General features: G+C 56.3%; 13 protein-coding genes. 11 read left to right on the top strand and 2 right to left on the bottom strand.

Features of this window, described 5'->3' with window-relative positions:
- The first annotated feature begins 7 nt into the window (after positions 1-7).
- The 8 genes from carB (at position 8) to ACN08V_RS03240 (ending at position 10,487) form a co-directional block, all read left to right on the top strand.
- Complete coding sequence (gene carB, locus ACN08V_RS03275; protein WP_419104525.1) at positions 8-3,313, top strand: carbamoyl-phosphate synthase large subunit; 3,306 nt, start codon at positions 8-10, stop codon at positions 3,311-3,313.
- Positions 3,310-4,170, top strand: coding sequence for an orotidine-5'-phosphate decarboxylase (gene pyrF / locus ACN08V_RS03270; RefSeq protein ID WP_419104524.1), 861 nt, complete (start codon positions 3,310-3,312; stop codon positions 4,168-4,170). Before carB ends, pyrF begins: the two co-directional genes overlap by 4 nt.
- A gap of 230 nt (positions 4,171-4,400) precedes the next feature.
- Positions 4,401-4,715 carry an integration host factor, actinobacterial type gene (gene mihF / locus ACN08V_RS03265; RefSeq protein WP_419099660.1) on the top strand — a complete coding sequence of 105 codons (315 nt, stop codon included), beginning with the start codon at positions 4,401-4,403 and terminating at the stop codon, positions 4,713-4,715.
- 10 nt (positions 4,716-4,725) lie between these two features.
- A complete protein-coding gene (gmk, locus tag ACN08V_RS03260; protein WP_419104523.1) occupies positions 4,726-5,298 on the top strand; it encodes a guanylate kinase in 573 nt (190 codons plus the stop codon).
- A gap of 152 nt (positions 5,299-5,450) precedes the next feature.
- On the top strand, positions 5,451-5,837 hold the full coding sequence (gene rpoZ, locus ACN08V_RS03255) for a DNA-directed RNA polymerase subunit omega (protein ID WP_419099662.1): 387 nt from the start codon (positions 5,451-5,453) through the stop codon (positions 5,835-5,837).
- Positions 5,838-5,850: 13 nt separating this feature from the next.
- The gene (gene coaBC, locus ACN08V_RS03250) at positions 5,851-7,101 is read left to right on the top strand and encodes a bifunctional phosphopantothenoylcysteine decarboxylase/phosphopantothenate--cysteine ligase CoaBC (protein WP_419104522.1); all 1,251 of its coding nucleotides are present in this window, start codon (positions 5,851-5,853) and stop codon (positions 7,099-7,101) included.
- Positions 7,102-7,145: 44 nt separating this feature from the next.
- Positions 7,146-8,351, top strand: a complete 1,206-nt coding sequence (gene metK / locus ACN08V_RS03245) for a methionine adenosyltransferase (protein ID WP_419099664.1) — start codon at positions 7,146-7,148, stop codon at positions 8,349-8,351.
- Between the two features lie 12 nt (positions 8,352-8,363).
- The gene (locus ACN08V_RS03240) at positions 8,364-10,487 is read left to right on the top strand and encodes a primosomal protein N' (protein ID WP_419104521.1); all 2,124 of its coding nucleotides are present in this window, start codon (positions 8,364-8,366) and stop codon (positions 10,485-10,487) included.
- On the opposite strand, the gene ACN08V_RS03235 is transcribed toward ACN08V_RS03240, so the two are convergent.
- Entirely contained in the window at positions 10,484-11,608 is a 1,125-nt protein-coding gene (locus tag ACN08V_RS03235; protein WP_419104520.1) for a glycosyltransferase family 4 protein, read from the bottom strand. The two genes, ACN08V_RS03240 and ACN08V_RS03235, sit on opposite strands and share 4 nt — an antisense overlap.
- Positions 11,605-12,522, bottom strand: a complete 918-nt coding sequence (locus tag ACN08V_RS03230) for an alpha/beta fold hydrolase (RefSeq protein ID WP_419104519.1) — start codon at positions 12,520-12,522, stop codon at positions 11,605-11,607. Before ACN08V_RS03230 ends, ACN08V_RS03235 begins: the two co-directional genes overlap by 4 nt.
- Before the next feature lie 237 nt (positions 12,523-12,759).
- On the opposite strand from ACN08V_RS03230, the gene leuS reads away from it, so the two are divergent.
- The 3 genes from leuS to ACN08V_RS03215 all read left to right on the top strand — a co-directional run bounded on the left by leuS (position 12,760) and on the right by ACN08V_RS03215 (position 17,299).
- Positions 12,760-15,198: a leucine--tRNA ligase gene (leuS, locus tag ACN08V_RS03225; protein WP_419104556.1), complete on the top strand. Its 2,439-nt coding sequence runs from the start codon at positions 12,760-12,762 to the stop codon at positions 15,196-15,198.
- A 100-nt stretch (positions 15,199-15,298) separates the two neighbouring features.
- Positions 15,299-16,207 (top strand): DegV family protein, encoded by a 909-nt coding sequence (locus tag ACN08V_RS03220; RefSeq protein ID WP_419099668.1) that lies wholly within the window; start codon positions 15,299-15,301, stop codon positions 16,205-16,207.
- 165 nt (positions 16,208-16,372) lie between these two features.
- Complete coding sequence (locus tag ACN08V_RS03215; protein ID WP_419104518.1) at positions 16,373-17,299, top strand: helix-hairpin-helix domain-containing protein; 927 nt, start codon at positions 16,373-16,375, stop codon at positions 17,297-17,299.
- The last annotated feature ends 10 nt before the right edge of the window (positions 17,300-17,309 follow it).

Genomic DNA, 17,309 nt, shown 5'->3' with positions numbered 1-17,309 from the left:
AAGAACCATGCCCAAGCGTCACGATCTCACATCAATTCTGGTCATCGGTTCAGGCCCCATCGTTATCGGTCAGGCCGCCGAATTCGACTACTCAGGTACACAGGCCCTCCGCGTGCTCAAAGATGAAGGTGTACGCGTCATTTTGGTCAACTCCAACCCGGCCACCATCATGACCGACCCCGAGTTCGCCGATGCCACCTACATAGAACCGATTACCCCAGAAGTCATTGAAAAAATCATTGCCAAGGAAAAGCCCGACGCAATCCTGCCTACCCTGGGTGGCCAGACCGCCTTGAACGCGGCCATCTCTCTCGATGAACAGGGAATCCTGGATAAGTATGGTGTTGAGCTTATCGGTGCAAACATCGAGGCTATCAACCTGGGTGAAGACCGAGAAGCCTTCAAGGGGGTCGTCGAACGTGCTGGTGGCGAATCTGCCCGGTCAGTCATTGTTCACACCATGGAGGAAGCCCTTGAAGCGGCCAAAGAACTGGGCTATCCCATGGTGGTTCGCCCGTCTTTCACCATGGGTGGTCTTGGCTCCGGCATGGCCTACAATGAGGTCGACCTGCACCGCATTGCCGGTGCCGGTATCCAATACAGCCCCACCAGCGAAGTCCTGCTCGAAGAGTCAATCCTGGGCTGGAAAGAATACGAGCTGGAAATGATGCGGGACAAGAACGATAACGTGGTTGTCGTCTGTTCCATCGAAAACTTTGATCCGGTCGGTGTTCATACCGGTGACTCCATCACGGTTGCCCCGGCCCTCACTCTGACCGACCGTGAGTACCAGCGCCTGCGTGATATCGCTATCAAGGTGATTCGTGAGGTGGGCGTTGATACCGGTGGCTGTAACATCCAGTTCGCCATTGACCCGGCTACCGGCCGTATCATCGTCATTGAGATGAATCCCCGTGTGTCGCGCTCTTCAGCTCTGGCCTCCAAGGCAACCGGTTTCCCCATCGCAAAGATCGCAACCATGCTCTCGCTGGGCTACACCCTAGACGAAATTCCCAACGATATTACCCAGAAGACTCCGGCTAGCTTTGAACCTACCCTTGACTACGTTGTGGTTAAGGTTCCCCGATTTGCCTTTGAGAAGTTCCCTGCGGCTGACCCCACTCTGACTACCACCATGAAGAGTGTGGGAGAAGCTATGGCTCTGGGCCGTAACTTTACTGAAGCTCTGCAAAAGGCTATGCGCTCCATGGAGCAAAAGGGCTCGACCTTCCGTTTTGACCAGCCCCAGCTTAGTTCTGCTGAGCTGTCAGAGCTAATTGAAAGTAGCAAGGTGGCAACCACCGAGCGTATCTTCCAGGTCCAGCGAGCTCTGCTTGCAGGTGCCACCGTTGAACAGATCTACCAAGCAACGGCCATCGACCCCTGGTTCCTGGACCAGCTGGTTCTGCTGAACGAGGTGGCTGCTGAAATCGCCCAGTCCAAGACACTCAACGAGCGGACCCTGCGCCTTGCTAAGCGACATGGCTTCTCCGACGCGCAAATCGGTGAGATTCTGGGCATGAACGAGGCAGTGGTTCGGGGTATCCGCCATGCTCTCAACATCCGCCCGGTCTTCAAGACCGTAGATACCTGCGCCGCTGAGTTTGAGGCTTTTACCCCCTATCACTACTCTTCCTACGATCTTGAAGATGAGGTAGCGCACCACGAGAAGCCCTCCATCATGATTCTTGGTTCAGGGCCAAACCGCATCGGCCAGGGTATCGAGTTCGACTACTCCTGCGTGCATGCCTCCTTGGTCCTGCGTGAGGCCGGCTATGAGACCGTCATGGTTAACTGCAACCCCGAGACTGTCTCCACTGACTACGATGTCTCCACTCGCCTCTACTTTGAGCCCCTCACCCTAGAGGACGTCCTGGAGATTGTTGAGGCAGAGCGCCGAACTGGAGGCCTGATGGGTGTCTTTGTTCAGCTCGGTGGGCAGACCCCGCTCAAGCTGGCTCAGGAGCTTAAGGCTGCTGGTATTCCGATTCTGGGTACCTCGCCCGAGGCAATTGACCTAGCCGAAGACCGCGGTGAGTTCTCACGCGTCTTGGAAGAAGCCGGCCTGATTTCACCCAAGAACGGCATGGCTTTCACCTTTGAGAACGCCAAGAAGGTTGCTGACGAGATCGGTTACCCGGTCCTGGTTCGCCCATCCTACGTCTTGGGTGGCCGTGGCATGGAGATTGTCTACAGTGAAGAACAGCTGGCCCGTTACCTGGAAAATGCAACCGAGATTTCGCCCTCTCAGCCTGCCCTCATCGACAAGTTCCTCGAGGACGCTGTCGAGATTGACGTTGATGCTCTCTATGACGGAAGGGAGCTCTACTTAGGTGGGGTCATGGAGCATATTGAAGAAGCCGGTATTCACTCCGGTGACTCGGCCTGTGCCCTGCCGCCTATCACGCTCGGCCCCGATCTTGTTGAGCAGGTCAAAGAGGCAACCCTCAAAATCGCTCAGGGTGTTGGTGTACGGGGTCTGATTAACATTCAGTTCGCTGTCGCTTCTGAGATTCTTTATGTCATTGAAGCTAATCCCCGCGCTTCGCGCACTGTTCCTTTCGTCTCAAAGGCAACGGGTGTACAGCTCGCTAAGGCCGCAGCTCTGATTGGTGCAGGTAAGACCATTGCCTACTTGAAGGCCGAGGGCTACCTGCCCGCTAGCATGGACGGAGCTTCACTGCCCGCTGGTACCGCGATTGCTGTCAAGGAAGCGGTGCTCCCCTTCAGTCGCTTCCGCACCCCCGAAGGTATCGTTGTTGATTCCCTGCTGGGCCCGGAGATGCGCTCTACCGGTGAGGTTATGGGCCTGGACCGCTTCTTTGACACCGCTTTCGCTAAGGCTGAGAAGGCAGCCGGTTCCAGCCTACCGACTGAGGGTAAGGTCTTCGTATCGGTGGCTAACCGCGACAAGCGCAACTCGATTATTTACGTCAAGATGCTTCAGCAGCTTGGCTTTGAGATTGTTTCAACAGGCGGTACCGCAGAGGTGCTCCGACGAAACGGTGTTGAATCGCAAGTTGTTGCAAAGATCGCTGATACACCTGAGGGGGAGCGTTCCATCGTTGATTTGATTCGTGATGGCGAAATCAACCTGATTTTCAATACTCCCTCCGGTGGCCAGGCCCGTGGCGACGGCTACGAGATTCGTGCGGCTGCTACCTCGGTTGGTTGCCCGGTCATGACCACGGTTTCAGAATTCGGTGCTGCTGTTCAGGGTATCAACGCTCTGCGTGAGTATAGCTGGGGCGTCATGAGCCTACAGGAACACGGCGCTTCCATTGCTGCCGCGCTGACTCAGGAGCAGGCATGAGTGCCCGGGTAGGTTTCGGTGATCGCCTTGCAGCGGCTATGGAGTCGCGCGGGCCTCTGTGCGTAGGGATTGATCCCCACCCGGGTTTGCTTTCTGCCTGGGACCTGCCTGATACTCCGGAGTCCTTAGAGGCCTTTGCTTTGACAGTGCTTGAAGCTTGCGGGCCCGTTTCAGCAGCGCTCAAGCCTCAGGTTGCCCTATTTGAGCGCCACGGATCTGCTGGCTTGGCCGTACTTGAAAAACTGCACCGGGTGGCAGCTGATGCCGATGTGCTGATTATTGCTGATGCCAAACGCGGCGATATTGGCTCCACTATGGCCGCTTATTCCGATGCCTGGCTGGGGGAGCGTTCACCTCTGGCAACAGACTCTGTAACTCTGAGCCCCTACCTGGGCTTTGAATCGCTTCGGCCAGCTCTTGATCAGGCAGCGCAGACCTCGCGCGGCGTCTTTGTTCTTGCTTTGACATCTAACCCTGAGGGCAAGACTGTTCAGCATATCGGTGGGGAGCACTCTGTTGCTAAGGGAATTGTCGATGCCGCTTACCAGGAGAACGCTCAAGGCCACTGGTCTGTTATGGGGCCGTGCGGTTTGGTGGTCGGGGCAACAGTGGGTCCAGCTCTTCAGGAGCTTGGTATCGACCTAGCCAGCTTCAACGGGCCAATCCTTGCTCCTGGGTATGGTGCACAGGGCGCAAGTGCGTTAGATCTTTATAAAGTGTTTACCGGGGTTAAACAACAAGTGCTTGTTAATTCGAGCCGCGGTGTACTTGTGTCGGGACCTGATGCTATATCTTTGAGAAACGCCGCCGAACGTTCGCGAGACGAATTGATCAAAGCGCTTCTCAAGGCAGAGTAATCATACAAATGGTGGGGAATTATTCAATTTCCCACCATTTTTTATATTGTTTCGTGTTACTCATGGGTAACATCTTCCATAATCGCCTCTGACATGCTAATTTGTAAATGTTGGTTCGCAGTAGGCGTGTATCACCCCCAAAAAAATGAGCATCTGCTCAGATTCACCCTACCCAACACCTTATGAACCCCCGTTGCCGGTAACGGCACCTCGCACAGAAGGATACGATTATGCCTCTACAACCTCTGACCGAAGAACAGCGCGCAGCCGCCCGCGAAAAGGCCAAGAAAGCTCGCGTTACCCGCGCAGAAATTAAGAATGCTGTCAAGACCAAGCAAATCACCATTGCAGAGGTCCTTAAGCGCGCTGAAACCGATGAAGCAGTCGCTAGACTTAAGGTGACCGATTTGCTCACCTCCCTGCCGGGCGTGGGTGAGGTTCGGACCGAAAACATTTTGAACGACCTGAATATCGCCGCCTCCCGTCGCTTGCGTGGCCTTGGCATCCACCAGCGTAAGGCGCTTATTAACCTTCTCGATCGATAGGGAACACCGCATGACAGAACAGACAGCCACACCTCAGCTCACCGTACTTGCTGGCCCTACCGCCGTCGGCAAAGGGACGGTTTCTGCTTACATCCGTGAGCATTACCCGGAGGTCTGGTTCTCTGTCTCTGCCACGACCCGTGATCCCCGCCCCGGCGAAGAAGACGGTGTCCACTACTACTTTGTCTCCGACGAAGAGTTCAGCTCCATGGTTGAAAACCGGCAGATGCTGGAGTGGGCTACCGTTCACAATAGCTACAAGTACGGCACGATTCGTTCTATGGTGCAGAAGCAGCTCAATGCGGGTAAGCATGTATTGCTAGAAATTGATTTGCAGGGGGCACGTCAGGTCCGCAATGCCATGCCCGAAGCTCAGCTCATCTTTCTTGCTCCCCCCAGTTGGGATGAGCTTGTTGCCCGCCTGATTGGTCGCGGAACGGAATCAGCGCAGGAGCAAGAGAGTCGCCTGGAAACAGCCAAAATTGAATTAGCAGCTGAACCCGAGTTTGACCACACTGTCATTAACGAGACAGTAGCCGAAGCGGCTGAAGAGATTATCAAGCTCATGGGTATTGGGCGTTAGGTTTTACGGCACGGGGCGGCAGACTAGGGGAACATCACCCTAAGACGCCGCCCTTTTGCGTGACAAAAAAACCGTTGACCGATAGTATAGGTAGAGTTTTATGCCGTCGTTATTTTCGATGGCCAGCAAGCATAGTCAAGATGGAGTCTTAAGTGGCAAACGCACACAACGATGAAGGTATCATCAATCCCAGCGCAGACGCTCTGATCCAAAAAGCTGAGTCGAAGTACGGTCTGGTGATTTTTGGTGCTCGCCGTGCACGCCAGATTAACGCCTACTACTCTCAGCTTCACGAGAACCTCTACGATCATGTTGGTCCTCTGGTTGATTCTGAGCCCAACGAAAAGTCACTTTCCGTGGCTATGCGTGAAATCAACGAAGGCCTGATTGAGTCACGACACATCAAGGACGGCCAGTTCGACGAGAACGGTACCCTGATTCACGAAGATGAGCCCAGCGCTTTCCTTCCCGGCAATGACTTCTACATCGACGAACCTTTTGTAGAGTACGTCGATGCAGATGGCACTCAGCAGGCCTAGCAGCTCATCACCGATGCGAGTCGTTATAGGCATTGGAGGGGGCATTGCTGCATATAAAGCAGCAATGCTCCTTCGTCTTTTTGGTAAAGCGGGCCATGAGGTTATCGCTATCCCCACCCAAGCCGCGCTCAAGTTCATTGGGCAGCCCACACTCGAGGCTCTCAGCAGTAACCCTGTCTCTGTAGACGTATTTGAGCGAGTGCCCGAGGTCAACCATGTGCGCCAGGCCGAGCAGGCCGATGCAGTGATTATTGCACCGGCTACAGCAGATTTGATGGCCCGCCTTGCAACGGGTCGGGCAAACGATTTGCTGTCGGCAACAGTTCTGACCACCCATGCCCCAGTTATTCTGGCACCCGCTATGCACACCCAGATGTGGGAGCACCCTGCCACCCAGGCCAATGTAGCCACGCTTCGGTCCTATGGCTACCGGCTTATTGAGCCTGCTGTTGGCCGGCTCACCGGCCCAGATTCCGGGGTTGGCAGACTACCTGAGCCTGAAGAAATTTACGCTCAAGCCCTAGCTGTCCTTGGTTGGGGCCGGGAACAGGGCTCCTGCGCTGAGACTGTCTCGAAGCCACTTGCAGGGCAGAGGCTGCTGATTACTGCCGGTGGCACAAGGGAGGCCCTAGATCCTGTCAGGTTCTTGGGCAACCGCTCATCGGGTAAGCAAGGGGTTGCTCTTGCCCAAGTAGCAACCGACCTAGGGGCAAGGGTTCATCTGATTGGAGCCAACCTAGAAGTCAGGCCACCGTCAGATCTAGATAAACTGACCCTTGTCACCAGCGCCGAGCAGATGCGCAGGGCTGTATTCGACGCCTTATCTGAGTCGGATATGGTAATCATGGCGGCAGCAGTTGCTGATTTCAGGCCTGCAGACTACACCGACTCCAAGATTAAAAAGACCGATGATCCGCTGGCCGATCCGGTTATTCGTCTAGTGCGTAATCCCGATATCCTGCGTGAAATCGTCCTGCACCGCCAGAACAATCCTGAGGGGGGACCAAGGACTATCGTGGGGTTTGCGGCCGAGACCGGCGATGACACGGCTACCCCGCTGGAGTACGGTCAAGCAAAGCTGACACGAAAAGGGTGCGACTATCTGGCCGTAAACACCGTCAGCCCTACGCTAGGTTTCGGAGCAGATAATAACACAGTTACGCTTTTGCCCAAAGATGTGGGAGAGCACTTGGTCGCCCAAGGCACTAAAGAAGACGTGGCTCGTGCGCTTCTGCTTCATATCGCGCAACAAACCCAACAGTAGTTAACTTTATAGCCCGCTTTCATTGAGAGAAGTACAGTAGAACCGTGACTGAAAATAACCATCTCCGTTTGTTTACCAGTGAGTCCGTCACTGAAGGACACCCCGACAAAATTTGCGACCAGATTTCAGACTCCATTCTGGATGCTCTGCTGACCGTTGACCCGCTCTCTAACGTCGCTGTAGAAACCTTGGTCACCACCGGCCAGGTTCACGTTGCAGGTGAAGTGACCACCAACGGTTACGTCGATATTCCCCAGATTGTCCGTCAGACCATTCTTAAAATTGGTTACAATTCCTCAACCCACGGGTTCGACGGTGAGTTCTGTGGCGTATCAGTTTCCATCGGCGAGCAGTCACCCGATATCAATTCGGGTGTCTACAACTCTCTTGAGGCCCGCCAGGGAACCGCAACCGATGACCTTGATCTACAGGGCGCAGGAGACCAGGGCATCATGTTCGGCTACGCGACCAAGGAGACCGATGTTCTCATGCCCGCTCCTATCTACCTGGCCCACCGTCTAGCCGAACGACTGACACAGGTACGCAAAGAGGGAACTCTGCCTAATCTACGCCCCGATGGTAAGACCCAGGTAACGCTCGGTTACGACGATAACTTCAAACCCGTCACTGTCGATACCGTGGTGGTTTCTACCCAGCACACGGCAGACTACGATTTGGCTCAGCTCGATGCCGATATTCGTGAGCACGTCATTGAACCCGTTCTGGCCTCTTTTGACTGTGATTCCTCAAACGCAAAGTTCATTATCAACCCGGCTGGCCGTTTCGTTCAGGGTGGCCCCGTGGGCGATGCCGGTCTAACCGGCCGCAAAATTATTGTCGATACCTATGGTGGTATGGCACGCCACGGAGGCGGTGCCTTCTCAGGCAAGGACCCGTCCAAGGTTGACCGCTCCGCTGCCTACGCTATGCGCTGGGTTGCCAAGAACATCGTGGCAGCCGGTCTTGCGGACCGCGCCGAGGTCCAGGTAGCCTACGCTATCGGCCAGGCCGCTCCGGTGGGTATCTACGTCGAAACTTTCGGTACCGAGAAGGTATCGGTAGCAACCATCGAACACGCTATCCGCGAGGTCTTTGACCTGCGCCCCCTAGCTATTATTCGTGACCTGGAACTGCGCCGGCCAATCTACGCAAGGACCGCAGCCAACGGCCACTTCGGCCGCGAAGAACGTGAGTTTACCTGGGAGCGGACCAACCGCGTCAGCGAGCTTAAGGCTGCAGCGGGCATCTAATATAATGTCCTCATGACTCAGGTGCCTTCTTACGAATCCCCGCAACTTGATTTGTTGCGGGGATTCGACCTTGCTTCGCCCCAGCAGGCTGATGCTGTACCAGCCGAAGCGCAGGCCGGGCATCTACCCGTAGCAAGGGTTCACATTGATAGTCCGCTACCGCACCTGGACAGGCTCTTCGATTACAGCATTCCTGTCTCGCTTGATGCCCAAGCACAGCCCGGTGTGCGGGTGCGCGTGAAATTCAACAACCGGACCGTCTCAGGCTGGATTCGTGAAAGGGCAGCAACAAGCAGTGTCGCGGGACGCTTGCTACCCCTCCAAGAAGTAATCTCACCGGTTTCCGTTGTTTCACCCCAGGTTTTTCAGCTTGCTGATGCGCTAGCTGATAGGTATGCGGGGCTGATTCCCGATATCCTGCGCCTTGCGATTCCACCGCGTGTTGCCAGCGTTGAAAAACCCTATCTACCGCGAAAGGGCGATAGCGGCCCCGGCCAGCACGGCCTGACCCACACCTATCGTGCTGAACCGCTGGAAATAGCACCGGTGGATTTGGAAGGCTTTGCTGACTATACCAACGGTCCCGAGTTCTGCGATGACCTTTTAGCAGGTGCAGAGGCGCGGGCAGTTATGGCCGTCCTACCCTCGCACCCCGAACGGAGCTGGGAGGACCTACTTGCCTCAGCTCTGGTGGCTACCGCCAGCACCGGCAGGGGAGCCTTAGCTCTCGTTCCTGACCGCAAAAGCCTGGACCGCCTTGCCCAGGCTCTGAATAAGCTGGTTCCGGCATCAGCATTCGTCCAGCTAACAGCACACGACCAGCCCACCATAAGGTACCGTAACTTTCTGTTGACCAGATGCGGGGCCGTGCGCATTGTGATTGGAACGCGCTCAGCAGCCTACGCCCCGGTTGCTAATTTAGGACTGGTAGCCTGCTGGGACGATGGGGACTCTTCACTCATTGAACAGCGGTCGCCCTACTGCCATGCACGCGACGTCCTTTTGCTGAGGGCTAGCCAAGAAAACACGGCGGCTCTCTTCATGGGCTACGCAGTTTCCAGCGAGGCAGCGCGCTTGGTACGCACCCGCTGGGCCAGTTTTATCGGGGCCGAACGAGAACTGGTCCGCTCCTTTACACCCAGGGTTATGACAACGGGTGATGACTACGCACTGGCTAGGGACCCGCTGGCTGCTATAGCCCGTATCCCGCACCAGGCTTTCGCTGTAGCCAAAGACGCCCTCGAAACGGGGCCCGTTCTTATACAGGTAGCTCGGGCTGGCTACATTCCTGCGCTCAGCTGTCAGCGGTGTCGTATGCCAGCACGTTGCGCAGACTGCCGCGGACCTATGATTGTACCTGGCGGAGGTAGCGCCCCCCAGTGCGGTTGGTGCGGTCATCTGGCCCAGGGCTGGCATTGTATCGAATGCGGCTATGACCGCTGGCGTACCGGCGCAGCCGGTGCCTTACGCACCGCCGAAGAACTGGGCCGGGCTTTCCCTGGTGTACCGGTGATCACCTCCAGTGGCGAGAATATCCGCCCCGCTATCGGCCCCGAACCGGCCCTGGTCATTGCCACTCCTGGCGGGGAGCCGGTGGCCCAAGGTGGCTACTCTGCGGCGCTCTTGCTTGATGCTGATCGCATGCTCCAGTTTGATTCGCTGCGGGCACCGGAGACCGCTTTGCGTCGCTGGTTCAACGCCGCAGCGCTGGTGCGTTCTTTTGCGGTGGGTGGCCGCGTGGTCACGACAGCTAGCCCTTCACCCACGCTTGAAGCCCTTATCCGTTGGGATCCCATGGGCTTTGCCCTGTGGGAGATGGATGAGCGCAACGAGATTGGCCTACCACCGGCTGTTCGTACCGCTGCTATTACGGGCAGTGAAAAAGCTGTCCAGACCTTCTTGGACGCTATTGAACTACCTGACCAAGTGCGGGTGAGCGGGCCAGTAGCTTTAGCTGACCCTACAGGGTTTTACGACGGTGAACCCGAGGGAGATCTCTACCGCGCCATTATCTTCTTTACCTATGCGCAGGGGCCTAGTCTCACCCATCACCTCAGAGCAACAAAGGCATCCCTAGCTGCCCTGCATAAGAGCGAGCCAGTCCAGATTAGGTGTGACGGCCTAGATATCCTCTAGGCTTCCGCCTGCCCTTGGTAGAGCTTCATTGCTGTCTCAACTAGTGTGAGTGCGCTGGCCTGCCAGCTGTAGCGTTGAGAATCCTTTAATCCTGCTCTGACCGCCTGCTGGGCAACAGCCGGGGCGGACAGACCTCGTATTGCCTGCGCAAATTCCCAGGCGTTATGGGTGCTGGCAAAGTGGGCGTTCGGAGCTATCTCACGGAAGATAGGGATATCGCTGAGTACAACGGGGCAACCGGCGGCCTGTGCTTCAGCAACCGGCAGACCGTAGCCCTCATCCTTTGAGGCGGTGAGCAGGGCGTGGGCGCGCCCCAGCCAATTGCGGTATTCCTCATCGCTCACACCGTTGTGGAAGGTGACGTTGGAACCGGCAAGTGGCAGTAATTCAGCCTTCCGGTGGGGACTGATTTTAGAGAGCAGGTGCAGGCGATAGTCGGGCAGGAACTTCATGGCCCGCAGTAGGGTCTCCACATTCTTGTAGGGCATGAAGGAACCCATATAGATCAGGTCTTTGGTACGGGTCGAAAGCGCTGCAAGCGCCTGAGCTTCGGTCACAATACTCCCTGGCTGGGGGGCATTAGGGATCTCGACAAGACAGCGGTGTGTCAGGCTGTGTTGTCTTATGAGATCTGCCGTTGTCGCCGATACCGTTGCAACAGCATCTGCGCTGTTGAGCAGGTATTGCTGGGGAGCGTAGGTTGAATGGAAGACCCTCCAGCCCAGGCGTACGGGCAGGGGCAGGAAGGAGGGCGGAGTAGGGTAGCTGTAGTAGATCAGGTCGTGAAGGGTCAGAATTAGCTTGAATTTGCGTCCTAAACCGCCCAAACCAAGGGTCTGCATGGGAGAAAAAACTACGTCAGGGTTGTGACGATTCAGCTGGAGGGCCGCGAGAGGCTCAAGGGCAGATGTTGGTGAGCAGATTGTGATGTAAGGCAGAGGCGGAAGCATCTCAAGCTGGCGAAGGTCGTGGATAGCCATGACTAGCTGGAAGTCCCGTGGCAGGTGGCTATCTTGGCTCTCTATCAGCTCATGTAGAGCTGTCAGGAGTGATGCTGTATAGCGGCTAATTCCATCGTGGAAGCCAATGCGGGTGTAGCGTGCATCAACGATTAGCTTCACAGTTCTAGCCCTTCACGGTTGAATTCTTTAATGAGAGCGGCTGCTCGTAAGGGTGTTTCGTAGTGAATAAGGTGGCCCACCTCGGGGATCAGATCAAAACGTCCCTGCTGCAGAGAAGCGGCCATCTGCTCTTGAAGTTCCAGTGTACCCAGGTCGTCTTTTTCGGCAACAATCATCTGAACGGGCAGGGGGACTGAGGGCGCAAAATCAGCGGCAGTGGCCGATATGGAGGCCCGGTAGGCTTGCAGGACGGCATCGCGGGAGGCAAATGAGCCGAAATAGGCGTCGTGCTGGCTGTTGATAAAGGCGCGAAGCTCTGGGTCCTGGGTCTTCATCATATACTCGCTACTGAGCCTGGTCACCAGCCGGGAACGGAGCAGAGCAAATCCCAGACCCGAGGGGAGACAGGCGCCCGCCCCATAGTAAAGCTCGGCCAGACGGGTCATAATCTTCTGCTCGCCTTCCAGGGCAGGCTGGCAGATGGGGTTGATGAGGGTGAGCCGGGTGAAAAGCTGGGGGCGGACTAGCGCCGTGTAGCTAGTGATAATAGACCCAAAAGAGTGGCCGACCAGGTGGACGGGGCTAGGGCTTGTCAGTTCAATGAAGTCAACCAGCCAGGCCGCATAGCTAGATATCGTGTGCTCAGCACCGGGGATCGCCTCGCTTCTGCCAAACCCAGGTAGGTCGGGGATATAGACACAGTAGTCCTCTAGGCCCTGGGCTATGAGCTCCAACCCGTGGTGGTCACCCCGAAAACCGTGAATTAGAACCAGGGGAGGGGCATCTTCCTTGCCGTAGACCCACCAGCGGCAGCGGGCACCGGCAATTACACCCTCGTGAAGGTGCCCGCGCATCTTGATGGTGGGTACCGGTTCAAAGACCGAGGGCTGCTGTTCTGAGGTATCCAACGGCATCATCAACTCCTTTACCAAAACACTGTACCCGTTTTCACCCAAGGTATGCTTTCTCACCCAGCAGACGGGCGGGGTAAACCCTGCCGAGGCGCGGTACACTAGGTAACAAATGATTGACAGCTTTGGCTTTGGTGTGCCCAAAAATGGTGCTCCAGAATCGAATGACAGACAGGAAACACCGTGACTGGCCAGGTAGAACCTACCGAACAGAACGAAACCACCTGGGACTTCCGTGCCATGGAAGCCAAGTGGCAGCCCTACTGGGAAGAGACTAAGGTCTTTGAACCCACCGATGATGAAAGTCTAGAAACTCGTTATGTAGCGGATATGTTCCCCTACCCCTCCGGCGACCTACACATGGGTCATGCCGAGGCCTTCGCTATTGGCGATGTGACTGCCCGTTTCTGGAAGCAGAAGGGCTACAATGTTTTGCACCCTATCGGTTGGGACTCCTTTGGTCTGCCCGCTGAAAACGCGGCTATCAAAAATAACACCCACCCTCAAGAGTGGACCTACAAGAACATTGAGACCCAGGCAGGTTCTTTCAAACGGTACGGCATTATGGCCGACTGGTCGCGCCGCCTGCACACCTCAGATCCCGAATACTACCGGTGGACCCAGTGGCTCTTCCAGCAGTTCTACAAGAAGGGCCTAGCCTACCGTAAGTTCTCGCAGGTCAACTGGTGCCCCAAGGACCAGACCGTACTCGCTAACGAGCAGGTTGTTAACGGGGAGTGCGAGCGCTGCCATACCCAGGTCACTAAGAAGTCTCTGAACCAGTGGTACTTCAAAATTACCGAGTACGCCCAAGAACTCCTGGACGATATGAAGGAGCTTGAAGGGCACTGGCCTGACCGTGTTCTGGCGATGCAACGGAACTGGATTGGCCGTTCTGAGGGTGCGCAGGTTACGTTCGCCCTTGAGGCAGCTGAGGGTAAGCCCGCTAGCAGTGTGGATGTCTTTACAACCCGCCCCGATACCCTATACGGTGCTACTTTCTTCATCGTGGCTGCCGATGCCGATCTGGCCCTCGAACTGGTCACCGATGATCAGCGCGCGGCTCTGGAGGCCTACCGCGAGAAGATCAAGGTTCTATCGGACATTGACCGCCAGGCCACTGACCGAGAGAAGACCGGTGTCTTCCTAGGCCGTTACGCAATCAACCCGCTCACCGGCGATAAGCTACCGCTGTGGGCTTCTGATTACGCCCTAGCTGACTACGGTACAGGTGCGCTCATGGCCGTGCCCGCCCACGACCAGCGCGACCTGGACTTTGCCCGCAAGTTTGATATTCCCGTCATTACCGTTCTTGAGACTGGCGAGGAAGACCCTGCGGTTTCAGGTCTTGCAACCACCGGTGACGGTGTCCATATCAACTCTGGCCCCCTGGACGGCCTCAACAAGGCTGAGGCAATCTCCAAGGTAATTGAGATGCTGGAAGAGAAGGGCCTAGGTAGCGGCAAAGTCAATTTCCGCCTGCGTGACTGGTTGCTCTCCCGTCAGCGTTTCTGGGGTTGCCCGATTCCTGTAGTCCACTGTGAAGAGCACGGTGAGCAGCTGGTGCCCGAGGACCAGCTACCTGTTCTCCTGCCCGATAACCTCTCGGGCGAAGACTTGGCCCCTAAGGGCCAGTCACCTCTTGCTGCGGCCACCGAGTGGAATACCGCTCCCTGCCCCGTATGTGGCAAGGATGCCAAGCGTGACTCCGACACCATGGACACTTTTGTGGATTCCTCCTGGTACTTCCTGCGCTATGTTTCCCCCAACTTCGATGCTGGCATCTTTGATCCCGAGCAGATGAAGAAGTGGAACCAGGTTGACATGTATGTTGGCGGTGTTGAGCACGCTATCTTGCATCTGCTCTACGCACGCTTTTTCACCAAGGTCATTCGTGACCTGGGCCTGATTGACCATTCAGAGCCTTTTAAGGCTCTGATGAATCAGGGCCAGGTTCTCAACCAGGGTAAGGCTATGTCCAAGTCCCTGGGCAACGGCGTTGACTTGGGTGAGCAGCTGGATAAGTTCGGTGTCGATGCTATCCGAACCGTCATGGTCTTTGCTTCCCCGCCCGAAGACGATGTGGACTGGGCCGATGTATCACCCGCAGGTATGCAGAAGTTCTTGGCACGCGCCTGGCGTGTAGCCAACGATGTCAGCAGCCAACCCGGTGTTGACGGCGCCACCGGCGATAAGACCCTGCACCAGCTGGTTCACCGCACCATCTTTGAAGCCGGAAATCTGGTAGAAAACGGCAAGTTCAATGTTGCTGTTGCTAAAACCATGGAGCTGGTGAACGCCACCCGCAAGGTGATCGACTCTGGCGCTGGTGCGGCTGACCCCGCGGTCCGCGAGGCGGCTGAGGCTATTGCGATCCTGCTTTCACTCTATGCCCCCTACACCGCTGAGGACGCCTGGCACCTGCTGGGCCACGATACCCCGGTTCTGACCGCCGGTTGGCCTGCCGTTGACGAGAGCCAGCTGGTTGATGAGACAGTCACCGCTATCGTCCAGGTCAAGGGCAAGCTCAAGGACCGTCTGGAGGTTGCCAAGGACATTTCCGAGGCAGACCTTGAGAAGCTAGCTCTAGCGTCTGAAGCCGTTCAGCGTGCTCTGGCTGGGGCTGAAATCCGCAAGGTAATTGTTCGTGCCCCTAAGCTCGTGAATATCGTCATCTAATATTTCTTGGCTGTTTTCAGGCGGGGTGCCACCAATCTGGGTGGCATCCCGCCTGCTTTCTGTTAAGGGTGCTAGACAGCAGAAGGGGTAGAGTAGGAGGGTGCGTTCACTTGCTCTCGTTACCGATTCTTCTTCCGCTCTGCCTACAGAGCTGCTGGCAGCTCTGCTCAGTGCGGGCGGCTTTGCCATTGCGGATTTACCGGTTTCAATCGACAATCAGCCGGTTGATAGCCTGGACTCCATGACCGTTGATGAGGCTATTGCTATGGCCCATGTTCAGGGCCAGCAGGTTACCACTTCCGGGGTGGCTCCCGGGGCCCTGGCTGATATTTACGAGGACTTCGCCCAGCAAGGGTTTGAGGGCGTTGTTTCGGTACACCTGTCGGGTGAGCTTTCTGGCACCTGCGATGCAGCAGGCTTGGCCGCGTCCATGGTTGATATCCCGGTTGCGGTGGTGGACTCTCTCAACCTTGCAATGGGTCTGGGGGAGCCGGTTGCCCGCCTGCACCGGTTGTTGGCCGAGGAGGGCGACCTAGAAAGAGCAAGCCTTCTGGCTGAAGAGCTGTGTTCAAGCACCGAGCTCTTCTTCTTTATTCCAACCCTAGACGCTCTCAAACGGGGCGGTCGGGTCAGCCCAGCCCTTGCAATGGTTGGGCAGATGTTCCAAATTCGACCTGTGGCAACCGTTCTGGACGGCAAGCTAAGCTACCTTGAACGCCCACGCACCACGGCAAAGGCTATTGAACGCCTCGTAGCCCTCACACATGATGCTTGTAGTAAACGCTCCGGTGAGTTGCCTTTAGACATCACTTTAGAAACCTCTGAAGCCAGATCGCTGATACAGAGGGCCGGCAGGGTCGTTGCTATCCACTACAGCGGGAATGTGGAGCAGGCAAAAGAACTTAAAACTAGGCTCGGTCAAGTAGCTGAGCAAGCTCAGCTTAGCCCGCTACCGCCGGTTCTAGCCGCCCACGCAGGCCTGGGTGCTCTTGCAACCGTTGTGCTCTAGGCTTTGGTAGGTGGGCCGCCTGTGAGCATCGTGTTCTACAGCCGCGTCATATATTCACCTTTTTCACTAACTGATGAGCTAAGTGCTGGAGAATAACAGTGCCCTGGCCTTCCACAGCTAGGGTTGAATACAGGTCGCTAGGACCGATCGGTCTAACCTGTCGGCATGAAAGAACAGCACTTTCAGAGCCCCGACCTTTCGCAGGAGGCCTGGCCAGAACCCTACGACTGCGAGGATGATAGGCCTGATCGACTCACAGATTATCTGATTACGACAAGAGGTCCTGCCCCCGGTGAGGATCCAGCTCAACCTTCAGAACAGGTCGGCAGCTCACGCCCACGCCACCGGCTACTGATTGAACAGGCCCTGCAGGCGCAGTCAGCTCATAGCTCTTTATCAGCCCCTCAAGCATCGGTGATTCGTTGGAAGGTACCTACCGGAGCGCTTATTATCCTTGCACTGGTTCTTTCCGGCTTTGCCCTGTGGCCGTTAGCAGGAGATTCAAGAGGTAGCCAAGAAGTCATCTCTCCCGTTTCTGCTCCGGCACAGGAACAGGCAGGTGCACGGTCCAGGCAGGAGCCAAACAACACCTCAGATTCCAGTACGCCCACCAGTAGCAGTTCAGCCACATCAGGTGGTGCTGTCCTAGTACATGTGACCGGTGCTGTGATCTCTCCCGGCCTCTACGAGCTTAAACCGGGGGGCCGCGTCAACGACGCACTTACTGCTGCCGGTGGGCCTAGGCCCGATGCAAATACCTCGGCTATCAATCTGGCAGAACCGGTCATGGATGGGAGGCAAATATATGTTCCGGCGGTGGGGGAGGAAACCGTCCTGCCACCCGCACAGGCTACCCAAGGAAAGGCAAGTAGCTCCGCCGGTAGTTCCTCTGCTACCGATCATTTGGTGAACATCAACACAGCAGAAGCTAGCGAGCTGCAGACTCTGCCCCAGGTTGGTCCTGTAGTTGCTGAATCGATCATAGCCTGGCGTGAAGAGCACGGAGGTTTCCAGTCCGTTGACGAGTTAGACCAGGTATCAGGTATCGGGCCGGCTAAACTCGAAAAACTCAGGCCATTGGTGACCGTCTAATGGGATCTGC

It is taken from the genome of Rothia sp. P5766, from assembly GCF_048513555.1.
Lineage (GTDB): Bacteria > Actinomycetota > Actinomycetes > Actinomycetales > Micrococcaceae > Rothia.
Note: the sequence above shows the minus strand (reverse complement) of the source record. Positions and strands in the feature narration are given on the sequence as shown.

Bases quoted from the DNA above. Each gene is read 5' to 3' on its own strand.
- carB (WP_419104525.1), top strand. From the start codon at position 8: ATGCCCAAGCGTCACGATCTCACATCAATTCTGGTCATCGGTTCAGGC.
- pyrF (WP_419104524.1), top strand. From the start codon at position 3,310: ATGAGTGCCCGGGTAGGTTTCGGTGATCGCCTTGCAGCGGCTATGGAG.
- mihF (WP_419099660.1), top strand. From the start codon at position 4,401: ATGCCTCTACAACCTCTGACCGAAGAACAGCGCGCAGCCGCCCGCGAA.
- gmk (WP_419104523.1), top strand. From the start codon at position 4,726: ATGACAGAACAGACAGCCACACCTCAGCTCACCGTACTTGCTGGCCCT.
- coaBC (WP_419104522.1), top strand. From the start codon at position 5,851: ATGCGAGTCGTTATAGGCATTGGAGGGGGCATTGCTGCATATAAAGCA.
- ACN08V_RS03240 (WP_419104521.1), top strand. From the start codon at position 8,364: ATGACTCAGGTGCCTTCTTACGAATCCCCGCAACTTGATTTGTTGCGG.
- ACN08V_RS03230 (WP_419104519.1), bottom strand. From the start codon at position 12,522: ATGCCGTTGGATACCTCAGAACAGCAGCCCTCGGTCTTTGAACCGGTA.
- leuS (WP_419104556.1), top strand. From the start codon at position 12,760: ATGGAAGCCAAGTGGCAGCCCTACTGGGAAGAGACTAAGGTCTTTGAA.
- ACN08V_RS03215 (WP_419104518.1), top strand. From the start codon at position 16,373: ATGAAAGAACAGCACTTTCAGAGCCCCGACCTTTCGCAGGAGGCCTGG.